The organism is Mucilaginibacter sp. 22184 (assembly GCF_052045695.1).
In the GTDB taxonomy this organism is placed as follows: Bacteria; Bacteroidota; Bacteroidia; order Sphingobacteriales; family Sphingobacteriaceae; genus Mucilaginibacter.
In genome coordinates this window covers 1-25,736 of the sequence record NZ_JBQEPI010000011.1, presented here as the reverse complement: position 1 = coordinate 25,736, position 25,736 = coordinate 1, and the positions used below count along the sequence as shown (strand labels likewise).

Sequence of the window (25,736 nt, the reverse complement as noted above, 5' to 3'; positions counted from 1 at the left end):
TTCGTAAGTCTTTAAGGCGTTACAGCTCGTTCATCTTTTCCAAAACCAGGTCTATTCGTTGCTGTAGGGTAGTATCGCCTTTAATCTCTAAAACTGGGGAGCTTACCTGGTTTAGCCAATTTTGGTGTACCTGTAGGGTACGGCCTTTGGTGGTGTTATCATCATAACCAGCTGCCCATTTAATAAATGCCTGATAGTTAGCGGCGCGTTCCGGATCAGTAAAAATGGCATCGCCGTAGCGTTCCAGTTCGCGGTTGTGCAGGCGCTGCATCCGGATGTGGTGGGGGATGTATAAAAATACCACCAGGTCAAACATGTCCAGCCATTCCGATCCCCAGCTTACCATCGATCCGCTGAGAATCCAATCGGGCTGTTGGGCGGTATCATGTAATATCATGGCATTGCGCAGTTCAGGATCACGCCTTAAAGTAAAGGGTTTTTCGGTAGGCTCCCAGAAATACTTATCGCTATCAAACAACGGATAGTTCAATCGTTCGGCCAAATCGGCACCTAATGTTGTTGAACCGGCACAGGATGCGCCCATGATGTGTATTTTCATATTTAAGTATAGACTTCAGACCCTACCGTAATGGCTCGCGTTAATATTGGTTTGTTTTTTAAAATAGTTAGATAAGTGGCTTACATCGGTAAAACCAAACTCTTCGGCTATCTGGCTCAGGGTTGCAGTTTTGTTGCTGATACGTATCTCGATCAATTTAACCCGGTACCCATTGATGTAATCGCGGTAGCTGATATCAAAATTTCTTTTAAACCAGGCGCTAAAATAGCTGGGAGCGATATTGAAATGCGCTGCCACCTTTTTTACCTGTATGTTTTCGGGCTCATAAATGTGCTGGTGGATATAGGATATCAGCTCCTGCTTGCCTGGGGGGCAGTTAACCAATTGCGCGTCGATACGTCCCAGTGCCTGGGTTATTAAACCAAAGAGCGACAATATCTGGTAAAAGATATAGGGGCAGGTGGCTATATCTGTCGACCCATTGTACGCGGTAATATTATCAATAGTACTGCGTAAAATGGTTTTGAAAGGCTCATCGAAGGTAAGTTTTATCTCTTTTAATAGTTTGTGCCGCATCAGATCCTGTGGGCTAAACATGATACCCACATGCGGAATGGCCTGATTTTGCGAACTAAAAAACTCATCAGTAAACTTGATGAGGGTAACATAGGTGTACTTTTTATAGTCGAAACAGTGTTCGTCTTCCGGGGATATTAAAAACAGGTCGCCTGGTTTATAGGGCAGGCGGTTCTGATTAAGGATGTGTGTGCCAGAGCCTTTGTGTACATAAATAATTTCATAGTAGGTGTGGCTGTGCCGGGATTGCATGATGGCGGCACCCTCCACATCGCAAATTACCAGGGGCGCAAATTGCTTTTTCTTCATGTCGTAAATTTACAATTATATCGCCCCTATGTACAACAATTGTACGTGCATATATTTTTTTCTTTGAAATATAAAACGGTAATTCAATAGAGTCACAGTTATGACACACTTCAACTTGTCGGCAATAGCCCTTCCTGACGAATTTGTACAATACTGTCAACTACATCAGTATAGCCTGTCGGTTAAAAAAAAACATATTATAGCGCATATTTTAAAACTGGGTCAGGACGCCGATGTGGATACCTTGTCCAGACATATCCGTATCAATGGGGTTAAAGTGAGTACCAGCAGTATTTACCTGGTGCTGCAGTGGCTTATTGAGCACGGCTTTGTGGTCAAAACTGTGAATGGCCGCAGTGAGGTTTATTATAGACCGGTAAATGCGGTGGTTAACTGAGGCCGTATATTCAAACTATGGGTCATGCCGAACTTGTTTCGGCACCCCATGAGCAAAGTGTACAACACGACGGTTAACCTGCCTTGTGGGATCCTGAAACAAGTTCAGAATGACCTCTCTTCTTATTATATATAATTAATATAATACTACTCTGCCGTTGCTCGGCTCTGGCTGAGTGACCACTATTACCCGGCCTCCGGCCGATGTTATACCATAATATACTCAGATCGCAGGCCATAGGCCTGTAAATAATCGTCACTCGGCTGGAGCCGAGCGACTGCGGTCACCATAATCAGCCATTTCCCCCATTTCTCCATAAAAATATTTTCGCCGTTCACCGATACAAATCCGCCGTTTACCGACAAAATAAGGCCGTACATCTAATTGGCCCCAAATAGCTGTAACGTTTTAAAAATGGAGGCGTCATATAGTTGTATTTAAAAAATAAGGACATACAATTAATTGACAATCAAAATATTAATATCATGAAAACAAAATTATTCACCATCGCAACTATGTTAGTTTTAGTAGGTGGTATCGCAGGCACAACTTATGCAACTACCAACAATAACAACACCCGTAACACCGCAACCGTGGTAAAAGAAGTAAGCAGGATCAGTAAGATCGAGATTCGCGGTAATGTGGAACTGTTTGTATCTGACGGATCTGCCGACCAGGTAAAAGTTTACAACCGCTACTATGGCGAAAACGCCCTTGTTCAAAATGAAAACGGTGTGTTACGTGTTACATCATATAAAGCCGAAAAATTGGTTGTTTGGGTAACCGCTGCCGATCTGCGTTCTATTACCGCTTACGACAACGCCCAGGTAAAAACATTTGGTAAATTATCAGCCATTGACCTGGAAGTTAACCTGCACAATAACGCTACTGCTAACTTAAATGTAGATGCATATACCGCAAATGTTAACCTGAATGATAAAGCGAAAATTGACCTGAGTGGTAACGCTACTATATACAGCTTAAATCATAGCATTACATCAAGTGTAAATAATAACAACTTTGCTGCCGAAAGCTTTACCGACAAATTGAATGGTACACCTAAGGTAGATATAGCAAACGAGTTTGCCGGTCTTTAATCCAACTTTTGCAAAAGTTCATCATATATTCTGAGAAGCTGCCACTAAATGTGGCAGCTTTTTTTATTTTTGATGTAACTTCAATATTATAAACAGCGTCAAAAAAATAAAAGATAGCATAAACGATCATGAGTTATGGCTCATAATAGTTTTATGATCAAAGAAAAATCTAATTACTTAATTACTATGAAAAAAGCAGGTTTAGCGGTCGCGGTTATCGCGTGCGCATCATTAATGATCATATCGTCATGTAAGCTGGTATGCGTACATGGCTCAGGAAAAACAACTACCGAACAACGTAAAGCCAATGATTTTACCAAGATCGATATCTCGGGCGCCTATAAGATCCATCTGAAACAGGATAGTTCCCTGGGTATTTCTATCAGCGGCGACGATAACCTGCTTAAATATGTGTCAACCTCTGTTGATGGTGATAAGCTTACTATCAAAACCACAAAAACAGTGTGTTTTGATGATAGTGTAGTTATCAACATTGGCATCCGTAAGCTGGAGGAGTTGAAAGCATCAGGGGCAGTAGAAGTATCATCAACCGGAAAGATCAATACCGGCGATCTGAATATTCGTTTATCGGGCGCTACCAAGGTTAACCTTGATTTGAACGCTGCCAACGTAAACAGCCATGGCAGCGGTGTAAGCGAACTGAATTTAACCGGACAGGCAACAACACATCAGGTAGATTTTAGTGGCGTAGGCAAGATCAACGCTTTTGATTTTGTAGTTGGCGAATACACTATCAATTCATCAGGTGCAACCCACTGCAAGATCAACGTATTAAAAACGCTGAATATCCATTCATCAGGTGCTTCAGAGATCAGGTACAAAGGTTCGCCATCAACTATTAATAATAATAAATCGGGCGCCTCAAGTGTTGAAAAGGTCGACTAAGTAAAATATCCACTATGGGTAAAAGCAGGAGCTAAGGTTCCTGCTTTTTTTTTGACCTCACCCAACCCTCTCCAAGGGAGGGGGCTTTTAATATCATGTTGTTTTGCTCCCTCTCCTTTGGAGAGGGTTGGGGTGAGGCTTTTACGTAATTCTACGCTGATTTTCCCGTGGAAATACGGAGCAAAAGGCCCTGGAAAGTTCCTTAGTTTTGCCTCCTTATTATTACCCCTGTCATGAAAAAGATATTAAAGTATGCGAGCTATATTGTAATAGCCATTGTTTTAATTGTTGTAGCCGGTATAAGCTACATTACCCTGGCCTTGCCCAATGTGGGCCCGCCCGAAAATATTAAAGTTGAGGCCACACCGCAGCGTATTGAGCGCGGTAAATACCTGGCCAATCATGTAACCGCCTGTGTGGATTGCCACTCCACCCGCGACTGGACAATACTGGCCGGACCCATAAAAGAGGAAACATTAGGAGCCGGTGGCGAAAAGTTTGATGCTAATGTTGGTTTCCCGGGCAGTGTTTATGTACCCAATATTACGCCATACCATTTAAAAAACTGGACCGATGGCGAACTGTTCAGGGCTATTACTACGGGTGTTAAAAAGGATGGATCAGCTATATTTCCGATCATGCCCTGGGAGTCGTACTCCAAAATGAGCCGGGAGGATGTTTACTCCATTATAGCCTATCTCCGTACGCTGAAACCGCAAAGAACCGATTATCCCGCGCGCCAACTCGATTTTCCATTAAATATACTGGTGCATACCATGCCGGCAAAAGCAACCCTGGGCACCGTGCCCGATCAGCATGATACGCTGGCCTATGGCGCTTACCTGGTACGCATAGCCGCCTGTAAAGATTGCCACAGCCAGGCCAATAAAGGTAAAATAATTGAAGGACTGGAATTTGCCGGCGGGCATGAATATACCTCGCCAAATGGTGGTACCATCAGATCGGCAAATATTACATCTGATCGGGAAACTGGTATTGGCAGCTGGACTAAGGAGCAGTTTTTAAGCAAGTTTACGCAATATGCCGATAGCACCCATAAGCACCAGAGAATAATACCGGGCGAATTTCAAACCATTATGCCCTGGTACAAATACGGCAAAATGAAAGTAAGCGACCTGGAGGCTATGTACGCTTACATCAAAACAATTAAGCCCGTAAAAAACAGGGTAAATAAATTTACCCCGGCAGAAATGCGTGATTAAATTTAAAATAAAATTCATACTTTTGCGCCTCGAAATTTGTATAGCCTGAATTGGTTTTAAGGCTACGTTTTGAACCATTAAATTAAAATACCCGGTAAAAAGATGAATATTACACAGGAAAAAGTAGATGCCCTGAACGCAGTTGTTAAGATCAACATTAACCCTGAAGATTACCAGCCACGTGTTGATAAAGCCATAAAAGAAAACGCTAAAAAAGCAAAACTGCCAGGCTTTCGTCCCGGAATGGTGCCCGCGGCACATATCAAAAAAATGTACGGTAAAAGTATTTTGGTTGATGAGATCAACAACTTGTTATCAGATACTTTAAATAAATATATCGACGAGCAAAAGCTTGAAGTATTGGGTCAGCCACTACCAAAGGTTGATGACGAGAAAGAATACAACTGGGATTTTAACGATAATTTTGAATTTAACTACGAATTGGGTTTAGCTCCACAGTTTGAAATTAACTTCTCATCAAAAGATAAAACAACCCAGTACGTGATTAAAGTTGATGACGAAACACTGGCTTCACGTATCAAAAATATTCGCCGCAGCTATGGCAAAATGACAAATCCTGACGTATCGGCAGATGATGACGTGCTTTACGCGGATTTGGCTCAGCTTTCACCAGATGGTTCTGTTTTTGAGGGGGGCATAAGCAATACCACATCAGTTAGATTAGACCAGATCAAGGATGAAAAAATAAAAAAATCATTGATCGGCCTGAAAAAAGGTGATGTAGTAACGCTGGACATTCAGAAAGCTTTTGATAACGAAGCACCAAAGGTTGCTGGTTTATTAAAAATTGAAGAAGACGAAGCGGCTGAGTTAAAATCGAAATTCCAATTAACGGTTAAAAATGTAAACCGTTTAGAAGAAAGCGATCTGAACCAGGAGTTCTTTGACAAATTATTTGGTGAAGGTACAGTAACTACCGAAGCGGAATTTACAGCTAAAATTACTGAAGAAATTGAAACCATGATGGTTCAGGATTCAGAGCGTAAATTACAGGACGATATTTACAAACTGAGCGTAGCTAAGGTTGATTTTAACCTGCCCGATGAGTTTTTGAAACGTTGGTTAAAAGCCACTAACGAAAAACTGAGCGATGAGGAATTGAACGGTGGTTACAATGATTTTGCAACCAACCTGAAATGGACCCTGATTGAAAACAAGATCATCAAGGACAACCAGATCGAGATTAAATATGACGAGGTTTTTGCTTTAGCAAAAGTTCGTCTGGATCAGCAATTCAGAATGTACAGCCCACAACCTATCCCTGAGGAGCAATTAGGTCAGTACACTGTACAATATCTTCAAAACAAAGAGAATGCTAACAAGATATTTGAAGAAGTAAAGGCGCTTAAAGTATTTGATTATATCAAAAGCGTAATTACTTTAGATAAAAAAGATATCCTTTATACAGATTTCAGCGAGCTGGTAAAAGAGCAGCAATAAGCTAAATTTTACTTCTGTACAAAACACCAAAAGCAACTCAAAAGGTTGCTTTTGGTGTTTTAAATCGGAAAAGACCGAAAGTCAGGAAAGTCCGCAAGCCAGAAAAAGATCTTGAGTATGGACTTTCGGACTTTACTGACTTTTCCGGCTTCCGGACTCAAAATATTTACTTTTTATTCAACTAAAAACTATATTTATCGCAGGTAATCCCTGCATCTAAACAAATAACATAACAAAAACCATGAGTAGTAACATCGATAAGAACGAATTCAGAAATTATGCTGTTAAGCATCACCGTTTAAACAGCTTACACGTAGATAAATATATTTCGGCTGTTGACAGAAGCAGAATGCCATCCGGAATTTATACCCCAACCGGCATGACCCCGTACATCATCGAGGAACGTCAGTTAAATGTAGCCCAGATGGACGTGTTTTCACGTTTGATGATGGACCGCATTATTTTCCTTGGCGATGCCATTTATGAAAATATTGCAAACATTATCCAGGCTCAATTGCTGTTCCTACAGTCGGCCGATAGCAAACGCGATATCCAGATCTATATCAATTCACCTGGTGGTTCGGTTTACGCTGGTTTAGGTATTTATGATACCATGCAGTTTATATCAAATGATGTAGCCACCATTTGTACAGGTATGGCGGCATCAATGGCAGCGGTATTATTATGTGCCGGTACCGAAGGCAAAAGGGCTATATTACCACACGCCAGGGTAATGATTCACCAGCCATCGGGCGGTGCGCAAGGTCAGCAGTCAGATATCGAGATCTCTTACCATGAGATCACCAAGCTGAAAAAAGAGCTGTACCAGATCATTGCCGATCATAGCGGCGCGCCATTCCAGAAAGTTTGGGACGCGTCTGATCGTGATTATTGGATGATTGCCGAAGAAGCCAAAGAATTTGGTATGGTCGACGAGATTTTAAAAGGCAGCGGCAAAGCGAATAAATAAGCTGCTGAAATAAGTTTTGAGTATGGGGTTTTGGGTGATAATGAGGGTTTTACAAATATTCATTTCAACTCAAAACCCAATACTTATAGTTCAAAACTTTTTTTTCTGCCACTAATTAGTTAATTTTGAATTACAAACGAATCAGATGAATAAGAACAGTAAGGAAATCAGGTGTTCATTTTGCGGTGCAGGTAAACAGGATTCCCTGATGTTAATTGCGGGGCTTGACGCTCACATTTGTGATAAATGCGTTAACCAGGCTAATGAAATATTGGCTGAGGAGTTAAAGGTACGTAAGGTAAAAGCTTCACCGTCGGCGCCATCGTTATTAAAACCTGCCGAAATTAAATCCCACCTTGATCAGTATGTCATCGGCCAGGATGATGCCAAAAAGATCTTGTCTGTAGCGGTATATAACCATTACAAACGTTTAAATCAGCGTATTGATAAGGATGAGGTAGAGATCGAAAAATCAAACATCATTATGGTGGGCGAAACCGGTACAGGTAAAACCTTGCTGGCAAAAACCATGGCCAAGATATTGAACGTTCCGTTTTGTATCTGCGATGCCACCGTATTGACAGAAGCCGGTTATGTAGGGGAGGACGTGGAAAGCATACTCACCCGTTTACTGCAATCGGCAGATTATGATGTAACCCTTGCCGAAAAAGGTATTGTTTATATTGATGAGGTTGATAAAATAGCTCGCAAGAGTGATAATGCTTCCATCACCCGCGACGTGTCCGGCGAAGGTGTACAACAGGCTTTGTTAAAGATATTGGAAGGTACCATGGTTAACGTACCACCGCAAGGCGGGCGTAAACATCCTGACCAAAAAATGATCACCGTAAATACCAGCAACATATTGTTTATATGTGGTGGTGCGTTTGATGGTATCGATCGTAAAATAGCTAACCGCTTGCGTACGCAAACCGTTGGTTACAAACTTAAACGCGACGATAGCGAGGTTGACCTGAAAAACCTGTACAAATATATAACCCCGCAAGACCTGAAATCATTTGGGTTGATACCTGAACTGATAGGTCGTTTACCGGTACTTACGTATTTGAACCCGCTTGACAGGGATGCCTTAGCCAATATATTAACCGAGCCTAAAAATTCTTTATTAAAGCAGTACAAAAAATTGTTTGAATACGAAGGTGTAAAGCTTGATTTTGATAATGAGGTGCTGGAGTTTATTGTGGATAAAGCCATGGAATTTAAGCTTGGTGCGAGGGGCCTGCGCTCCATCTGCGAAGCTATCATGATAGACGCCATGTTTGAGTTCCCATCTAAAAAGGATGTGAAACGCCTGCAGGTTACTTTAGACTATGCCCACGAGAAATTTGAAAAATCAGATCTGAAAAAATTAAAAGTAGCGTAACAATTTGATATCAATTAAGTAGCTATCTTTATTATAATAAACACAGACCCTGGTGAAACGCCGGGGTTTGTTGTATACACTGGTTTTTATTTAGTATCAAGTAGTTAATGGTATCAAGTAGCTAGTATCAGGATGATAATTACTTCGGTATAATTAATACTAAATTGAAAGTCTTGATACTAGCTACTTGATACTAAATGAACTAACTACTTGATATTCTAAACAACAAAAAGGAAAAATATGAATGAACAATTGAATGTAAAAAAGGATCCTACCGATGCACCGGTAGTAAAAGAAGTGCACTCCCCCGTAAAATCAGGGTTGAAAACTAAGGATGCCATTGTGGTTAACTGGTTGCCCCGCTATACTGGTCGCCCGCTGGAAGCTTTTGGAGAGTATATTATACTTACCAACTTTTCGAAGTATATCCAGCTGTTTTCGCAGTGGAATGATAACGCACCCATCATGGGTATCGAAAAGCCAATGCAAAGTGTCACCGCCAATGGTATTACCATCATTAACTTTGGCATGGGTAGTTCGGTTGCGGCTACAGTAATGGACCTGCTTACGGCTATACATCCTAAGGCGGTTATATTTTTGGGCAAATGCGGTGGTTTGAAAAAGAAGAATGCAGTGGGCGACTTGATATTACCGATAGCTGCTATCCGCGGCGAAGGTACATCAAATGATTACTTACCACCAGAAGTACCAGCCTTGCCATCATTTGCTTTACAAAAAGCGATATCGACCACCATACGTGATTTTTCGCGCGATTACTGGACGGGCACCTGCTACACCACCAACCGCCGTGTTTGGGAGCACGATAAAGTATTTAAAAAATACCTGAAAGACCTGCGTGCCATGGCCGTTGATATGGAAACCGCTACCATTTTTACCACAGGTTTCGCCAATAAGATCCCGACTGGTGCATTGTTGCTGGTATCAGATCAACCGATGATTCCGGAAGGTGTAAAAACAGCCGAAAGTGATTCATCTGTAACTGAGCAATTTGTAGAAACGCATCTGCGTATCGGTATCGAATCGTTAAAGCAGTTGATCAATAACGGGTTAACGGTTAAGCATTTGAAATTTTAACTGGCCATGACGGCATTGATCGGCTAAAACTGTTATGCTGAATGAAGTGAAGCATCTATTCAACAATATTATATGTTGAGAATAGATTCTTCGCTATACTCAGGATGATAATTATACTTACTCCTGCTTGTCATTTTGAATGGCAGAGAAAGATTTATACCATTGATACATCGCACGTATAAGATCTCTCTTTGTGCCAGGTTCGGGATAATATTTGTTTTTTATACACTCCGTTTTTTATGTCCGTATAAGCAACCTAATATTCGTCTGCGGATAATTTATATGCTCTGCCTGCTCGGGTTCAGGAGCTTTTGTGAAAACGCCGAACTGCGCAAATAGCTATCAGCAATAAAATAAATATGGTTATTTTTAATGACAACGAAAGGTTGTTATAGGTTGCGGATACCATAGTTTAAATGTAAGCTTTTGGGTTATACATAAACGATGTAGATTGATGAACTATTCCATAAAAAAATATAAAATTTATGTTGCTCTTGTTTGGTAGTATATCTAATTTACCATTCAGTAGAGAAATGTCCGTTGAGAAAGTTAATTTTGAGAAATTATCCGGCTAAGTATACCGGGTTAGTAGATTAAATTATGTGGTATAACAATATATTAGAAACCATTGGTGATACACCGCTGGTGAAGTTAAACAAGGTAACAAAAGACATCCCGGCAACGGTATTGGCAAAGATAGAAACCACCAACCCCGGTAATTCTATCAAAGACCGTATGGCTCTTAAAATGATAGAGGATGCCGAAAAAAGCGGTAAATTAAAACCCGGCGGTACCATTATTGAAGGTACATCGGGCAATACGGGGATGGGCTTGGCCATAGCCGCGGTGATCAAAGGTTACAAATGTATTTTTACCAGTACCGATAAACAATCAAAAGAAAAGTTTGACGCCTTGCGTGCTTTTGGCGCTGAGGTTATTGTTTGCCCAACCAACGTGGAGCCCGAGGATCCGCGTTCGTACTACTCTGTATCATCACGCCTGGAGCGTGAGGTGCCCAATTCATGGAAACCAAACCAATATGATAACCTGAGCAATTCGCAGGCACATTATGAGCAAACCGGGCCAGAGATATGGGAGCAAACCGGTGGCAAGATCACGCACCTGGTAGCAGGGGTAGGTACCGGTGGTACAATATCGGGAATTGCGCGTTATCTTAAAGAACAGAACCCCAATATCCAGGTACTGGGGATTGATACATACGGCTCGGTATTTAAAAAATATAAAGAAACCGGTATTATGGATAAGAACGAGATTTATCCATACATCACCGAAGGTATTGGCGAGGATTTTTTACCGCAGAACGTCGACTTTAACCTGATTGATCATTTTGAAAAAGTGACCGACCAGGATGCTGCTTTGATGACGCGCGAAATTGCCCGTAAAGAAGGCATCTTCGCCGGAAACTCTACCGGATCAGCAGTAGCCGGTGCTTTGCAGATGAAGGATAAATTTAAAGAAGGCGATGTGGTGGTGATCATCTTCCCAGATCATGGTACCCGTTACCTGGGCAAAATGTACAATGATGACTGGCTGCGCGACCGCGGATTTTTAAAGGATGGCAAATTAACCGCTGCCGACATTATCAGTAAAAAAGAGGTGCAGGAAATCATTACTATCGATTGCGAAAAAAGCGTGCTGGAGGCTATCAATACCATCAAATCGCTCAATATATCGCAGATTCCGGTTACCCAGAAAGGTATGGTGATTGGCAAGATCACGGAGAGCGACATCCTGGATTCATTGATCGAGAACCCATCCATCAAATCGCAGCCGATCAAAAATATCACTACGGCGCCGTTCCCCTTTGTTGATCTGAATACCTCTATCGATAAGATCTCGGGCATGATCAATAAGGACAATATCGCTGTATTGGTAGAAGACGGGCAAGGTAAAATTGAGATCATTACCCAATACGATATCATTAACGCTATTTCGGCCTAGTTTTTTAGGATAAAGGTAAAAGGTGTTGTGCTGTGGCATGGCACCTTTTTACTTATATCAATTAATAGCTATATTTATCGCTTATCCTAAACTAATGTCAACTATTCGTCTCCTCCTTGTTTTTGTTCTGTCCATTTTGAGTTTATCTGCTTTTGCACAAAATTCCGACGAAGTATTTATGCGATGGAAGTTGAAACCCGGGCAGATACTTGCCTATAAAACCTCGATGACGCCGATTGATACCGCTAACCAAAAAGCTCTTGATTTTGGCAAGTTCTTTAAATCAATGGGGGCCGATTCCTCAAATACAAACCAGGCACAAAAGGTGTTAAAGCAGCTTTCGGCGGCTTTTCAGCAAACAGATCTGGTTACACATTTGACTGAAAAAAGAAAAGGTATAGTAGATATTGAAATAATATCCAAGCCAAAAGATCAGAAGCTAGCCAATCAGAACGCTGATGAGAAAAAGATGGCCGAGATGCAAGAGCTTCTCCTAAAAATGAATTCGGGAGTAGTGCTTCGGGGAGCGGTGTATGAAACCGGTGGTATTGAAAGTTTTTATAATAAAAATGATCAGAAAAATATTATTGCCATGTTATTTGAGCTTCCAGGCAAAAATATAAAGCAGGGTGATAGCTGGTCAATCGATACGCATCTGCTCTATGCTGATCAAAATTTTAAATGTGATAGTTCATTCAAAAGGAATAAAGTAACAGCCATTAAAATCGAAAATAAGAATGGCGAACACCTGGTGACACTCAAGTACGATATTGCAGAATACATCGATGGGGATTTTAATGTGCCAATGAGCAACGGCCCCGTAAAAACTACCATGTATATGAGTTTTCAGGCTCTGGCTGTATTTTCGGTCGAAAAAGGTAAATGGATAAGCTATGAAGGTATCATATCGGATAATAGAACTGGTATCATGTCGGCACAAAATAAGATGAAATATTCTCTTGTGGAAGAGTAATCAACGTATAATGGTTACTTACGATTCCGCATATTTAAGAAACGCACATAAATGCTCAATCTTTCACCAAAGCCAAATATGGCAGAGTGAGGTTTGTGGTTGCTTTTATTGTATTTCAACATTCAGCCCTCATGAAATTAAAGAATGGACTGATATTGATAGTCTCATGGGAGCTACGGCTTTATGTCCCAGATGCGGAATAGATTCAGTTATCGGCTCCGCTTCAGAGGTTCTTGTAACTGATAATGCTTTTCTTATTCAGATGAATAAATATTACTTTTAAAGCCTCCCCTTTAGGGGGGATTTAGAGGGGCTTCTACTCCAGCCTCTTCCTCGCCAGTTCTTTGGTATATCGTTCCTGTAGTGGGGCTTTAATGTCAGTTATCAGATATATACCGGTACCCTTTTCGCGGGCAAGGTAATGCTCAATTTCTCCTAATTTTTTGTAGGAGCCTATCATTTTTCCGGCTACAAATTGGCGGATATTCTCGCCGTTGTTGTCATCCACATAGATGAGGTATTTGCACTTCAGGCTATCGGGAGCCCACAGCGTAAAGCTGCTGTTAAGTGATATGGCTTTGGGGAAGTTGAATTGTTTACTGTATTGATTCAGGGCACCTGCTTCGCCGTAATTATCGGCATAAACAAAGGTTTGTTTTTGCTGATCAGGAGTTAGTTTGTTATAAGCTTCGCCTACTTTTTGAGCCAATTCGTTCCAGCCATACATGTCGGCATAATCCTGGGTTAAGGGATGCTGTTTTTGATCTTCCCAGGTGATCAGAAAATCTGTAGCGGGTATATTTTTATGAGCAAACCTGAAAAACGCCAGGGTATTTTCTATCGAAAATATAGGCAGCAGCATGGGTAGTAAAATAAGGTTAGGCAATACAAACACCGCTATAGTAAAAGTACGGAGCACATAACCTTTGGTTTTTAACCAGCGTTCAAAACCAAAGCCACCAGCCGCGAACAGCATAGGGTATGCACCAAACAGGTAATAGTTTTTACCGTCCATCTCCAGTAAAAAAATAAATATCAGCACATAAGCAATAGCTAAAAACTGAAAATTGCGCAATCTGAAAGAAAATATGAGGAACAGGAAGCCGGTGAACCAAACAAAAAAGGCCACGCCATGTACCAGTAATTGTTGCTCAATAAATTCGGCTGGTTTAATATAACTTAATTGCTCCTGGCGTAGGGTTTTCATGTGATGGATGAGCGGCCAGTGATGCTGGATTTGCCAGATGAGGTTAGGCAGGCAAACTAAAAAGGCCACTAAAGCGGCGCCAAGTATATGTTTGTTAAACAATAGTTTACGTTGCTTGCTAATAAGGATGCCGATAATCATGGCAAACGTAAAAAAGGCCATGGTGTACTTTGTAAGCATACCCAGGCCAACCGCCAAACCAAGCCAGTACAGGTATTTAACATCGGTAGTATTAAGGTATTTGATCAGCAGCCAAACGGTTAATACCCACCAGAACTGATCGAACACAACTGGTTGAAAAAGATAACCGCTTGCAACAAACGCTGGTGAAAATATAAGTGCCAGGCAGGTGAGGGTGATGGCAAACTTGCGCCCGCCAAACTCAACAGTAATCAAACCAGTAAACCAAACAATGAGCCCGCTGCAAATGGTCGGGAAAATACGAGCGGCAAAAATCGAATGACCAAAAAGGGTGTTGGATACTTTGGCAACAATAGCAATAAACGGTGGGACTTCTTTATAACCCCAATCCAAGTGATCGGCTAAAACCAGGTGTAATAACTCATCGCGATGAAAGCCAAAATTACTTATAGCAAATAAATTAAGAACAACTTTTATAAATACAAAAATCAGTATGAAATATGCATAGGTTGACTTCCGGTTTTTGTATGACATTATTCTGGTAGGTTTTGTAAGGGCCAAAAGCAGGGGTAAAGCCAAAAGCTAAAGTAACATAACAATCTTTAAAAAACAAAAAGATGAAATGTAACGATTTAGAGGGAAGGTGAAAGGATAAAGGTCAAAGGCGAAAGGTTTTTATAATTGATAGATGCAGCTACCTTTAACCTTTTGCCTTTAACCTTTTACCTCAAGAAATTATATTCTGGTTATATCCGCACCCAGTGCTTTCAAACGATCGTCGATATGTTGGTAACCGCGTTCAATTTGCTCGATATTGTAAATAGTTGATTGACCTTGTGCCGATAGAGCGGCGATCAGTAAGGCTACCCCCGCGCGTATATCCGGTGATGTCATGGAGATGCCACGTAACTGTACCTGTTTATCGAGCCCGATAACGGTGGCGCGGTGCGGGTCGCAAAGGATGATCTGTGCCCCCATATCCAGAAGTTTATCTACAAAGAACAAGCGGCTCTCGAACATTTTTTGATGGATCAGTACCGATCCCTTGGCTTGTATAGCTACTACGAGTACGATACTGATCAGGTCGGGCGTAAAGCCGGGCCATGGGGCATCAGCAACGGTCATGATCGATCCGTCGATAAAAGTTTCTATTTCATAGTGATCCTGTGCGGGGATGTAAATATCATCGCCGCGCAGCTCCAGTTTTATTCCCAGGCGCTTGAATACATCAGGTATCATGCCCAGTTCAGGGTATTTTACATCTTTAATGGTGATCTCGGAGCCGGTCATAGCCGCCAGACCGATGAATGAGCCTATCTCAATCATATCGGGCAGCAGACGATGCTCTGTACCGCCCAAATAGCCCACACCTTCAATAGTAAGTAAGTTGGAGCCGATGCCGCTTATTTTGGCGCCCATGCGGTTCAGCATTTTGCAAAGCTGCTGCAGATAGGGCTCGCAGGCCGCGTTATAAATGGTAGTTACGCCTTTGGCCAAAACCGCCGCCATAACAATATTAGCGGTGCCGGTTACCGAAGCTTCATCCAGCAAGATATAAGTACCTTTGAGGTTGGATGCATCTACATTAAAAAAGCCATCGGCGGGGTTATAGTTAAATTGCGCGCCCAGTTTTTCGAAACCCAGGAAGTGAGTATCCAAACGCCTGCGGCCAATTTTATCGCCGCCTGGTTTTGGGATGGATGCTTTGCCAAAACGGGCCAACAACGGACCTACGATCATGATCGATCCGCGCAAGCCACCGCCTTTTGATTTAAAAGTTTCTGACTGGAAAAAATCCTGATCAATATCTTTTGCTATAAAGGTGTAGGTATCATCGCCGGTTTTCTCCACAATAACGCCCATATCACCCAATAGCTCAATCAGCTTATTTACATCTTTTATATCGGGTATATTGCTGATGGTAACTTTTTGGTCGGTTAATAAAACCGCCGAAATTACTTGTAAAGCCTCATTCTTCGCTCCCTGCGGAGTAATCTCGCCCTTTAGCGGTTTCCCGCCGTTTATCACAAATGCGTTAGTCATAGGAGTTTATAATTGATTGATCATGATTCATTTTTACGCACACTTAATTTAACAAAACAAGTGTGCTATCTCAGGGCAAAGATTATAAAATTTCCTGACTGTTCATTGGTGCAATTGTTCATTAGTTCACTGGTTTTATGCATTTGTTCATTAGGTATTATCAGGAATAAAATCAAACAGCCCGGTCATCATTAAGATAACCGGGCTGTTATTGTTTTGTACTTCAGAACACGGATGAACTAATCAACCAGTGAACGAATGAACTTTATTGAACTAATATTTCTTGGAACCACCACCGTTGTTGCGGTTACGGTTGTTCTGATTATTGTTGTTGTTGCGGTTGTTGTTCTGGTTATTGTTGTTGCGTCCGCGATTATTTTGGTTGTTGTTGTTGTTACGTCCGCGATTATTTTGGTTGTTATTGTTGTTTTGAGCCGGACGGAACTCAACACGGTTAAGGTTGATGTTTTCTTCCAGTTTCAGTGTACCGCCAGATAAAGCGTACAGATCGGCCAGGATGCTTTCGTCGGCAACCGAATCTTTATTCCATTGTACGTAGGCCATTTTCATAAAATTGGCTATAGCCTGTACCATATGGCGTTTACGATCAGGATCGTCGATGCTTTTTGCTTTCTCGATCATCAGCTCAATGGTTTTGCCATAATGTTTGTACTTGATGCGTTGATGCGGGTATCTTAGGGGCTGCGGTTTAATATGTATAGCCTCGGGCGATGGTTTTGGATATGGTGAGTCAACATCAATCTGGTAGTCAGATATAATGTGTAGGTGATCCCAAAGCTTATGTTTAAAATCGGCCACATCGCGCAGGTGCGGGTTTAAAAAACCCATCAGGTCTATCACTACTTGCGCGTAGCGGTTACGTTCTTCTTTAGTGGGCAACGCAACAATGTATTTAACCATATTTTGTACGTTGCGGCCATATTCAGACAGGATAAGTTTTTTCCTGGTTGAGTTATAGTCAAATTCAGGCGTGTTTTGTTGAGCCATGTTTATGCTGTTGGTAATGTTATTATTAAGAAGGTTATAAATTAGCCAGACAAATGCCCGTGAATTGGGATATGAGGCTAAAATTGAATTGTTACTATATTGTAGTAACGCAAATATAAGGTAATAGTATCAATGTGCAAATTATTCTAAAGAGATTATTAGATTATGGGACCGTTAGACTTTGGGACAAGCGATGAAAAATGTCTGTCTATCTAATAATTCCATAGTCCAATAATCCCAAAGTCTCATGGTCCCATAGTCCAACGATCCAAAATCCTTTAAATTAGAGCTAAAATGTTACTTTAGGCAATCAAAACATAAAATCTACCCCGTGAAAAACAAAATAATCATTACCCATATTGATATATACCGCTTTAGCATTCCCATGGAACCTTTTACTATTGCTACGGGAACGATGAATCATGCACAGAATGTTTTTATTCGCGTACATACCGATGCTGGCTTTTATGGCGTGGGAGAGTGTTCGGCATTTCCCATGATCGTAGGTGAAACACAGGATACCTGCCTGGTGATGGCCCGTGAATTTGCTAAACTTTGGAAAGGCCAGGATGCCCTGGATATACCTGCCCGAATGCAGCAGCTCCACAGTTTTACAGCCGGTAATACAACTATTAAAAGCGCTTTTGATATCGCCTTGTTTGACATCGCGGCCAAGAATGCAGGTGTACCCTTATATCGCTTGTTGGGTGGCGAACGCAGAGAAGTAGAATCGGACATCACCATTGGCATTGCCGGGCCGCATATGATGGCGCTTAAAGCGCTTGATTTTAAAGCAACCGGAGCTACTGTACTGAAAGTGAAACTGGGCAAAAATGCTGTGGAAGATGTGGAGCGCATCCGCCAGATCCGCGAAGCTATAGGTTCAGATATCAGGATACGTATTGATGCCAACCAAGGCTGGAGTTTTGACGATGCTGTTTTTGCGCTGCAAGCTATGGGGCAATATGATATTGAATTTTGCGAACAACCCATGCGCACCTGGTACGATGATCGTTTGCCCCAGCTGATGCAACTATCGCCGGTGAAGATCATGGCCGATGAAAGCGTATACAATCATCATGATGCGCGTAAACAGATCAATAGTAGGTCCTGCCATTATATTAATATCAAAATGTCAAAATCGGGCGGGATATTGGAAGCGAAACAAATTCACGATGAAGCGGCTTCCAAAGGTATTGCCTGTATGATGGGGGGGATGCTGGAAAGCCGTATTGGCCTAAGTGCTAAACTGCATTTTGTATATGCCAGTCCAAATATTCAATTTTATGATATGGATACCTGTATGTTGGGGCATTTGGAAGACCCTTGTATTGGTGGCGTAAATTATGAAGGTTACCAGTTAAGTATAGGCGATGAGCCGGGTATAGGCGCTGATACTAATGAGGCCTTTTTGGCCCGTTGCGAGCATTTTAAGATTTAGGCAATGGGGGCACGGCGTTTGCCGACAGCCCCATCGTGTGGTTTTATAACAAGGGCTTACGCTTAAATCGACTGGCGGTTTTTGCCGTTGTGATCTTTTCGGCTTTAGTGTTTTTAACTTCCCTTACTTCCTTTACGGCTTCGCCTTTTGATTTTTCCTTAGTTTCCATAATAGTATGTTTTATATATATGAATAATACTGCCTATCTGGTGCTTTTGTTTTACGTAAATATAAGGAAATGTGTCATATTATTGTATTTATTTAATGTGAACAAAACGTTGTCATATTTACGTCAAGGTTGTGCCGGTTTCCAGGGCCTTCGTGTATTTTTTCAAATCAAATTTGTATAAAAATGGTGCCCGGTGTGGGCCAATGTTTCGTTTCTCATTCAATTTTTTAATCAAACCTAAAAACACCAGCTTTTTAGGGAAATTCCGGATGTCCAGTTTTTTGCCTAACAGGGTTTCATAAACCGCGTGTATTTCGGTCAGGGTGAACTTAGCGGGCAGTAGTTTTTCGGCAATGGGATAATAATACAGCTGCGTACGCAGGGTATGCAATGAATCCTTAACCATTTGATCATGATCATATAACAGGGGAGGTATCTTGTCGATGTTAAACCAATTGCAAGAGTCAGAGAGCAGACCGGCCTTCGGTGTGACCAACGAAAAATCGGTAAGGGCGTAGTATCCCACAGAAATGGTCTGGTCTATCAACCAGCTATCTTTAATATAGGGTACGCCCACCTCTTTCGAGAATTTTTCAAAATCAAGTTCGTTCCATTTAATGCGGTCGGGATCGCCAAAGGTTTTATATTGTTTCAGGTAAAGATCCGTCAGACTTGTGCTTTCGGCCACAATGCGGTTGGCGGCCTCGTCCAGGGTTTCTGTACGTTTAATGTATCCCCCGGGAAGGCAGTAACCTCCCATTGCTTTATAACCCGACAATAATATTTTTAACTGGTGATCGTGGTAACCGAATATAGCAGCATCAATAGATATATGCGGCATGTAATGCTTATGCCCGTTGATAATAAAATCCTGTAGTTCACTGATGGAGTTCATAGTCTTAAAGTACGTCAAAATCGACCTAAAAGTAAAACTAATAAATTCTATTTGGTAAAATTTGCAAAATAGAAATTAAGCCATAACTTTATTGTGTAAAATTTACCAAATAGAAACCTTCTTTTACCATTAACCCGCTTATGACTTTAAACAGAAGAGATTTTATTACCCGTACCGCGATGGGCGCGGCGGGAATTAGTATAGCTGCTGCTATCCTGGATTTTTTGTATGCCAAGACAGAAAATACCGACAAGGAACTGTTTTTTAAACTGGCTTTATCACAGTTTTCGCTGGCGAGCCAGTTCTGGAGCAAAAAGCTCGACCCGCTCGACTTTCCGATGAAAACAAAAACTGCATTCGGTATTGAAGGGCTCGATTACTGCTCCATGTTTTTTGCTGATAAGGCAAAGGATAACACCTTTTTGAATGAGCTGAAAAAAAGATCGGCAGATAATGGCTGCTACAACCTGCGCATTATGGTTGATGGTGAGGGCGTACTGGGGCATCTGGATACCGCCGAACGCACAAAAGCTATCGAAAATCATTATAAATGGATAGATGCTGCCGCTCTGTTGGGCTGCCCCATGATCAGGGTAAATGTAGAAGGTGACGGTGCACCCGAAGAAGTGGCCAAAGCCGCTGCTGATAGCCTGGCTAAACTTATAGCCTATGGCAGTAAAAGTAAGATAGATGTTATTGTAGAAAACCACGTAGGCATATCCTGTAACGGAGGCTGGCTGGCCGGGGTAATGAAAAGCGTTAACGATAAACACTGCGGTACGCTGGCCGATTTTGGTAATTTCTGCATCAACCGCACCAAACCCGAGGCGCAAACTATTGATGCCTATATGAAAACTAAATGCCTGGAAGAGTATGACAGGTACAAAGGGATCACCGAGCTGATGCCTTATGCTAAAGGTGTACACGCCAAAAGTCATACGTTTGATGCCGCTGGCAATGATACCGAAACCGATTTCTATAAAATGTTTGGCATTATTAAAAAGTCGGGTTTTAATGGTTGGGTGAGCATTGAGTACGAAGGAGGGTTGTTTAAAATGTACGCACCCCAAAGCAATTACCTGGATGATGACGCCGGTGTACTGGCTACCAAAAAATTAGTTGAAAAGGCTGGTAAAGTGGCTTAACTCATCCCGGTATGAAAGATATTCAGATCAAAAAGTCGGCCGAGGTATATGATATAGTGATCATTGGCTCGGGCGCAGGTGGTGGTATGGCCGGTTATGTATTGGCTCACGCGGGTATAAAAGTACTGATGCTGGAGGCCGGACCTTTTTTCGACCCAGCCAAAGATTCGGCACAATTGAAATGGCCCTATGAGTCGCCCCGGCGTGGTGGTAATGCCACACGGCCCATGGGCGATTTTGACGCCGCTTACGGTGGCTGGGACATCGAGGGGGAGCCCTATACCCAAAAAGGTGACACAGATTTTAAATGGTTCAGGGCCAAAATGCTGGGCGGGCGTACTAATCACTGGGCGCGTATATCTTTAAGGATGGGCCCTAAGGATTTTAAATGCTACAGCAGTTTTGGCGCAGGCGACGATTGGCCCATCACCTATGATGACATTAAACCTTACTATGATAAGGTCGACCGGCTCATCGGCGTGTATGGTAGCAATGAAGGATTAGAAAATGACCCCGACGGCATCTTTTTACCTGCCCCTAAACCTCGCCTTAACGAGTTGTTTGTAAAGAAAGCGGCTACTGGCCTGGGTATTAAAGTGATTGCTGGTCGGGGTTCGGTACTTACAGCGCCACTGCCGGGTAATAAGGATAGGGGAGCTTGCTTTTTTTGCGGGCAATGTAATCGCAGCTGTAAAATATATGGCGATTTTTCGGCATCCTCATGCCTGGTGATCCCGGCTATTAAAACGGGTAATCTTAAAGTAATTACTAATGCGGTAGTGCGGGAGATATTGACCGGAAGTGATGGTTTGGCAAATGGTGTATCCTATATTCTTAAGGATGATATGCAGGAGTACTCGGTAAAAGCCAAAACGGTGATCCTGGCGGCAGGTACCTGTGAATCGGCACGGATACTGCTCAACTCCAAATCGGCACAGCATCCCAACGGTTTAGCCAATAGTAGCAATGTAGTTGGTAAATATTTGCATGATTCCACACAGACGGGTGGCGCGGCTATTTTGCCCCAACTACTTAATCGCAAGCGGTTTGATGAAGATGGAGTAGGCAGCCTGCATTTATATGCACCCTGGTGGGGCGATCATAAAAAGCTCGATTTTGCCAGGGGGTATCATCTGGAGATCTTTGGCGGTATGATGATGCCATCGTACGGCGGGTATTTTGGTTTTGAAGGTACGCTGGTACCTTATATCAATGGGTATTTGCCCGGGGCCGATGGCAAGATGAAACCGGGTGGTGGCTTTGGGAAATCGTTAAAGGAAGATTACCGTCGCTTTTATGGTACGTTGGCCGGAGTAGGTTGTCACGGCACGGATATCGCCAAGGCAGATAACTACTGCGAGATAGATAATAGCGTGGTTGATAAATATGGTATTCCTGTATTGAAGTTCAACTATAAATGGGGCGATGAAGAGATAAAACAAGCCCGACACATGCAGCAAACCACTCAGGATATCATAAAAGCTATGGGTGGCATCCCTCTTGGGCAGCCTGCGGGCCCCGATAAAAAGTATGGATTGGATAAGCCAGGTAAAGGGATTCACGAGGTAGGAACTGTGCGCATGGGGGATAATGCCGATAAATCTGCATTGAATAAATGGTGCCAGGCGCATGATTGTAAAAATCTTTTTGTAGTGGATGGCGCCGCATTCACCCAACAATCCGAAAAGAATCCTACGTGGACTATCCTCGCGCTCTCGATGCGCACAGCTGAGTATATTTTGGATCAAAAACGAAAACTAAACGTATAAGTGATGAACAGACGAGAGAGTTTAAAAGCCATAGGTTTATCGGTATCAACGGTGGTGCTGCTGGATGCCTGCAAAACAAATCCGGATACCCCAACAGAAGATAGTAAAACCATAGTCGAGCCTGGTCGTCAGGCTTATGAAACGGAAAGGGATAAACACCTGCAGTCTGAAAAATACTTTACTGATCATGAGCTGGCTACGATAACCATACTGGCCGATATCATTATCCCTAAAGACGAACATAGCGGCAGCGCCTCAGATGCTAAAGTGACCGATTTTATAGAGTTCATCGTAAAGGACGAACCCGAACATGCTTTGCCCATGCGTGGCGGCTTACGCTGGCTGGATGTAAAGTGTTTGAACTTGTACGGTAGCGAATTTAAAAGTTGTACCCAGCAGCAGCAGGAAGCTATATGCAGCCAGATAGCCTATCCCATGTTGGCCAAGCCGGGTATGCTGCCGGGTGTAACTTTTTTTAATAAAATGCGTGAGTTGACTGCTATCGGTTTCTTTACCAGTAAGATCGGTATTGCTGATCTGGGCTATAAAGGGAACTCACCCGGTAAATGGGAGGGGGTACCTGCCGATGTATTAAAGCAGTATGGGTTGGAAGGTGTCTGAGTAATTTTATCCAGGAACGGGCTTGGATTGATGCTGACATAGTTTGTGTTAACTTTACCAGAGCAAAACATCTGCTTAGATATGAGTAATAATGAACTTACATTCAGGCTGGCCACCCAAGAAGATCTGGTCGATATTATAGCCATGCTTGCCGATGATACGTTGGGGATGGGAAGAGAGAAAGCAGGAGAGGTGATATCTGACAAATACATCCAGGCATTTGAAAAGATTCAGAGCGATCCAAACCAAGAACTGACGGTTGTTGAAATGAGGGGTGAGAAAGTGGCAACATTTCAACTGTCATTTATTCAATACCTTACCTATGAGGGCGGCTTAAGAGGACAGATAGAGGCGGTAAGAACCCATTCCAAATATCGTGGACAAGGCATAGGAACCAGGGTGTTTGAGTATGCTATCAACAGGGCAAAGGAAAAGGGTTGCCATATGGTGCAGCTCACCTCCGATAAAAAAAGGCCTGATGCTATCCGGTTTTATGAATCATTGGGTTTCGTCGCTTCGCATGAGGGGATGAAACTTAAGTTGGAATAAGAATTTAAAAGTAAGACCTACGGAATTTTTGAAACTTCGTAAGTCTTTAAGGAGAAGTCCTTGTTCTTTGCTCCAAAAATCCTTTATCCCTATTTAAAAGCAAGCCTTACGAAGTTTTTAAAGCTTCGTAAGGCTTCAAGAAGGAATCCTTGTTCTTTACTCCAAAAATCCTTTACCCTAACTACTTGCTTAGCTCCGCGAAATATTTGTGGAACAATGGGATAGTTTCGATGCCTTTATAGTAATTGAAAATATCATATTTTTCGTTGGGAGAGTGCAATGCATCGCTATCCAACCCGAAACCCATCAATACGGTTTTAAGGCCAAGTTCAGCCTCAAACAAAGCAACAATAGGGATACTACCACCGCCACGCGTAGGAATAGGATCTTTTCCAAATGATTCGGCAATAGCTTTTTGGGCCGCACGATAAGCTACGCTGTCAGTTGGCGTTACAGCAGGTTCGCCGCCGTGATGTGGGGTGACTTTTACTTTAACGCTTGCCGGGGCAATGCTTAAAAAGTGTTTGGTGAATAGTTCGGTGATCTTTTCACTGGTTTGGTTAGGTACCAGGCGCATAGATATTTTAGCGCTTGCTTTTGATGGTAATACCGTTTTGGCACCTTCGCCGATATAACCACCCCAGATGCCGTTTACTTCCAGGGTAGGACGGGTGCCGGTGCGCTCAAAAGTGGTATAACCCTTTTCGCCCCAAAGTTCCTGTACATCCAGGTCTTTTTTATATTCAGCCTCATCATACGGCGCATTATTCAGCGCGGTACGTTCTGCAGGTGTAAGATCAACCACATCATTATAAAAGCCCGGAATAGCGATGTGATTATTTTCATCGTGTAGGGATGCTATCATTTTAGCCAGTATAGTAGCCGGGTTGGCCACGGCGCCACCATAAACACCAGAGTGCAGATCGCGGTTAGGGCCGGTTACCTCAACTTCCAGGTATGATAAGCCACGCAGACCTGTTTCTAAAGAAGGGTGCTCCATGCTGATCATCGAGGTGTCAGATATCAATACCACGTCGGCTTTCAAACGTTCCTTATTGGCTTTTACAAAAATGGCCAGGTTTGATGAGCCAACTTCTTCTTCGCCCTCGATCATGAATTTGATATTGCAAGGCACCGTATTGGTTTGCATCATCAGTTCAAATGCTTTTACATGCATATAAAACTGCCCTTTATCATCGCAGGCGCCACGGGCATATATTTTGCCATCGCGTACGGTAGGTTCAAATGGCGGAGTTTCCCAAAGCTCCAGTGGATCTGGCGGTTGCACATCATAATGACCGTATACCAACACAGTTGGTTTTGAAGGATCAATTATTTTTTCGCCGTAAACGATAGGATTGCCGGCAGTTGGGCAAACCTCTACTTTGTCGGCCCCGGCATCGCGTAGTTTTTGGGCTACGTAATCAGCGGTCTTTAAGACTTCGGGTTTGTATTTAGGATCGGCGCTAACCGAAGGAAAACGCAATAGTTCAAATAATTCGTCAAGTAAACGTTGCTTGTTTTCGTTTACATACTGTTTTATATGCTGCATAGTTATAGAATTTGCAGCAAATATATTGATGTTTATCGACTTAAAACAGCAACAGCTCATGCGGTTAGTCACATGAACTGTTATTCTATAATATTGGAGATATAAATCTCTGTAATTAGGCTGTAAAATCAGCCTGGCCTAAATCTTTCTTAGTGCCAGCAGCAAAATCAGCTTGTCCCAAATCTTTTTTAGTACCGGCAGCGAAATCAGCCTGACCTAAATCTTTCTTGGTACCGGCAGCAAAATCAGCTTGACCCAAATCTTTCTTGGTACCGGCAGCAAAATCAGCCTGACCTAAATCTTTCTTGGTACCGGCAGCAAAA

At 42.4% G+C, this 25,736-nt stretch carries 24 protein-coding genes; 15 read left to right on the top strand and 9 right to left on the bottom strand.

The window, feature by feature from the left end:
- Window positions 1-19: 19 nt before the first annotated feature.
- Together ACTJKG_RS22940 and ACTJKG_RS22935 are read right to left on the bottom strand one after the other, a co-directional pair.
- Window positions 20-559, bottom strand: a complete 540-nt coding sequence (locus tag ACTJKG_RS22940; protein WP_440740498.1) for an adenylate kinase — start codon at window positions 557-559, stop codon at window positions 20-22.
- A gap of 15 nt (window positions 560-574) precedes the next feature.
- Complete coding sequence (locus tag ACTJKG_RS22935) at window positions 575-1,405, bottom strand: helix-turn-helix domain-containing protein (RefSeq protein ID WP_172336828.1); 831 nt, start codon at window positions 1,403-1,405, stop codon at window positions 575-577.
- Between the two features lie 100 nt (window positions 1,406-1,505).
- Here ACTJKG_RS22935 and ACTJKG_RS22930 point away from each other — a divergent pair, with 100 nt between their 5' ends.
- The 10 genes from ACTJKG_RS22930 to ACTJKG_RS22885 all read left to right on the top strand — a co-directional run bounded on the left by ACTJKG_RS22930 (window position 1,506) and on the right by ACTJKG_RS22885 (window position 12,873).
- Window positions 1,506-1,802: a hypothetical protein gene (locus ACTJKG_RS22930; protein WP_172336829.1), complete on the top strand. Its 297-nt coding sequence runs from the start codon at window positions 1,506-1,508 to the stop codon at window positions 1,800-1,802.
- Window positions 1,803-2,287: 485 nt separating this feature from the next.
- On the top strand, window positions 2,288-2,899 hold the full coding sequence (locus ACTJKG_RS22925) for a GIN domain-containing protein (RefSeq protein ID WP_172336830.1): 612 nt from the start codon (window positions 2,288-2,290) through the stop codon (window positions 2,897-2,899).
- Window positions 2,900-3,085: 186 nt separating this feature from the next.
- Window positions 3,086-3,805 (top strand): head GIN domain-containing protein, encoded by a 720-nt coding sequence (locus tag ACTJKG_RS22920; RefSeq protein WP_172336831.1) that lies wholly within the window; start codon window positions 3,086-3,088, stop codon window positions 3,803-3,805.
- Window positions 3,806-4,038: 233 nt separating this feature from the next.
- Window positions 4,039-5,028, top strand: coding sequence for a c-type cytochrome (locus tag ACTJKG_RS22915; RefSeq protein ID WP_440740497.1), 990 nt, complete (start codon window positions 4,039-4,041; stop codon window positions 5,026-5,028).
- A 102-nt stretch (window positions 5,029-5,130) separates the two neighbouring features.
- Window positions 5,131-6,489 carry a trigger factor gene (gene tig, locus ACTJKG_RS22910; RefSeq protein WP_172336833.1) on the top strand — a complete coding sequence of 453 codons (1,359 nt, stop codon included), beginning with the start codon at window positions 5,131-5,133 and terminating at the stop codon, window positions 6,487-6,489.
- A gap of 241 nt (window positions 6,490-6,730) precedes the next feature.
- The gene (locus ACTJKG_RS22905) at window positions 6,731-7,459 is read left to right on the top strand and encodes an ATP-dependent Clp protease proteolytic subunit (RefSeq protein WP_076374519.1); all 729 of its coding nucleotides are present in this window, start codon (window positions 6,731-6,733) and stop codon (window positions 7,457-7,459) included.
- 145 nt (window positions 7,460-7,604) lie between these two features.
- The gene (gene clpX, locus ACTJKG_RS22900; RefSeq protein ID WP_440740496.1) at window positions 7,605-8,843 is read left to right on the top strand and encodes an ATP-dependent Clp protease ATP-binding subunit ClpX; all 1,239 of its coding nucleotides are present in this window, start codon (window positions 7,605-7,607) and stop codon (window positions 8,841-8,843) included.
- 240 nt (window positions 8,844-9,083) lie between these two features.
- Window positions 9,084-9,938: an AMP nucleosidase gene (locus tag ACTJKG_RS22895; protein ID WP_172336835.1), complete on the top strand. Its 855-nt coding sequence runs from the start codon at window positions 9,084-9,086 to the stop codon at window positions 9,936-9,938.
- Window positions 9,939-10,538: 600 nt separating this feature from the next.
- Complete coding sequence (locus tag ACTJKG_RS22890) at window positions 10,539-11,900, top strand: pyridoxal-phosphate dependent enzyme (RefSeq protein WP_440740495.1); 1,362 nt, start codon at window positions 10,539-10,541, stop codon at window positions 11,898-11,900.
- 94 nt (window positions 11,901-11,994) lie between these two features.
- The gene (locus ACTJKG_RS22885; protein ID WP_440740494.1) at window positions 11,995-12,873 is read left to right on the top strand and encodes a hypothetical protein; all 879 of its coding nucleotides are present in this window, start codon (window positions 11,995-11,997) and stop codon (window positions 12,871-12,873) included.
- A gap of 316 nt (window positions 12,874-13,189) precedes the next feature.
- Here ACTJKG_RS22885 and ACTJKG_RS22880 read toward each other — a convergent pair whose 3' ends face one another.
- The 3 genes from ACTJKG_RS22880 to ACTJKG_RS22870 form a co-directional block, all read right to left on the bottom strand.
- Complete coding sequence (locus tag ACTJKG_RS22880; RefSeq protein WP_440740493.1) at window positions 13,190-14,755, bottom strand: ArnT family glycosyltransferase; 1,566 nt, start codon at window positions 14,753-14,755, stop codon at window positions 13,190-13,192.
- A gap of 201 nt (window positions 14,756-14,956) precedes the next feature.
- Entirely contained in the window at window positions 14,957-16,264 is a 1,308-nt protein-coding gene (murA, locus tag ACTJKG_RS22875) for a UDP-N-acetylglucosamine 1-carboxyvinyltransferase (RefSeq protein WP_440740492.1), read from the bottom strand.
- A gap of 273 nt (window positions 16,265-16,537) precedes the next feature.
- On the bottom strand, window positions 16,538-17,272 hold the full coding sequence (locus tag ACTJKG_RS22870; RefSeq protein WP_440740491.1) for a DUF4290 domain-containing protein: 735 nt from the start codon (window positions 17,270-17,272) through the stop codon (window positions 16,538-16,540).
- Window positions 17,273-17,615: 343 nt separating this feature from the next.
- Between ACTJKG_RS22870 and ACTJKG_RS22865 the strand changes: the two genes are divergently transcribed.
- Window positions 17,616-18,713 (top strand): mandelate racemase/muconate lactonizing enzyme family protein, encoded by a 1,098-nt coding sequence (locus ACTJKG_RS22865; protein ID WP_440740584.1) that lies wholly within the window; start codon window positions 17,616-17,618, stop codon window positions 18,711-18,713.
- A 43-nt stretch (window positions 18,714-18,756) separates the two neighbouring features.
- Here ACTJKG_RS22865 and ACTJKG_RS22860 read toward each other — a convergent pair whose 3' ends face one another.
- Together ACTJKG_RS22860 and ACTJKG_RS22855 are read right to left on the bottom strand one after the other, a co-directional pair.
- Window positions 18,757-18,882, bottom strand: coding sequence for a hypothetical protein (locus ACTJKG_RS22860; RefSeq protein ID WP_256367809.1), 126 nt, complete (start codon window positions 18,880-18,882; stop codon window positions 18,757-18,759).
- A gap of 118 nt (window positions 18,883-19,000) precedes the next feature.
- Window positions 19,001-19,777, bottom strand: a complete 777-nt coding sequence (locus tag ACTJKG_RS22855; RefSeq protein WP_172336841.1) for an NUDIX hydrolase — start codon at window positions 19,775-19,777, stop codon at window positions 19,001-19,003.
- A gap of 140 nt (window positions 19,778-19,917) precedes the next feature.
- Here ACTJKG_RS22855 and ACTJKG_RS22850 point away from each other — a divergent pair, with 140 nt between their 5' ends.
- The 4 genes from ACTJKG_RS22850 (at window position 19,918) to ACTJKG_RS22835 (ending at window position 23,861) form a co-directional block, all read left to right on the top strand.
- The gene (locus ACTJKG_RS22850; protein ID WP_440740490.1) at window positions 19,918-20,922 is read left to right on the top strand and encodes a sugar phosphate isomerase/epimerase family protein; all 1,005 of its coding nucleotides are present in this window, start codon (window positions 19,918-19,920) and stop codon (window positions 20,920-20,922) included.
- Between the two features lie 11 nt (window positions 20,923-20,933).
- The gene (locus ACTJKG_RS22845; protein WP_440740489.1) at window positions 20,934-22,691 is read left to right on the top strand and encodes a GMC family oxidoreductase; all 1,758 of its coding nucleotides are present in this window, start codon (window positions 20,934-20,936) and stop codon (window positions 22,689-22,691) included.
- A gap of 3 nt (window positions 22,692-22,694) precedes the next feature.
- Window positions 22,695-23,312, top strand: a complete 618-nt coding sequence (locus tag ACTJKG_RS22840) for a gluconate 2-dehydrogenase subunit 3 family protein (RefSeq protein ID WP_172336844.1) — start codon at window positions 22,695-22,697, stop codon at window positions 23,310-23,312.
- An 81-nt stretch (window positions 23,313-23,393) separates the two neighbouring features.
- Window positions 23,394-23,861: a GNAT family N-acetyltransferase gene (locus ACTJKG_RS22835; protein ID WP_440740488.1), complete on the top strand. Its 468-nt coding sequence runs from the start codon at window positions 23,394-23,396 to the stop codon at window positions 23,859-23,861.
- Window positions 23,862-24,042: 181 nt separating this feature from the next.
- On the opposite strand, the gene ACTJKG_RS22830 is transcribed toward ACTJKG_RS22835, so the two are convergent.
- Together ACTJKG_RS22830 and ACTJKG_RS22825 are read right to left on the bottom strand one after the other, a co-directional pair.
- Window positions 24,043-25,413 (bottom strand): dipeptidase, encoded by a 1,371-nt coding sequence (locus ACTJKG_RS22830; RefSeq protein ID WP_440740487.1) that lies wholly within the window; start codon window positions 25,411-25,413, stop codon window positions 24,043-24,045.
- A gap of 115 nt (window positions 25,414-25,528) precedes the next feature.
- Window positions 25,529-25,736: hypothetical protein (locus ACTJKG_RS22825; RefSeq protein WP_440740486.1), on the bottom strand; the 208-nt coding region annotated here is incomplete at its 5' end.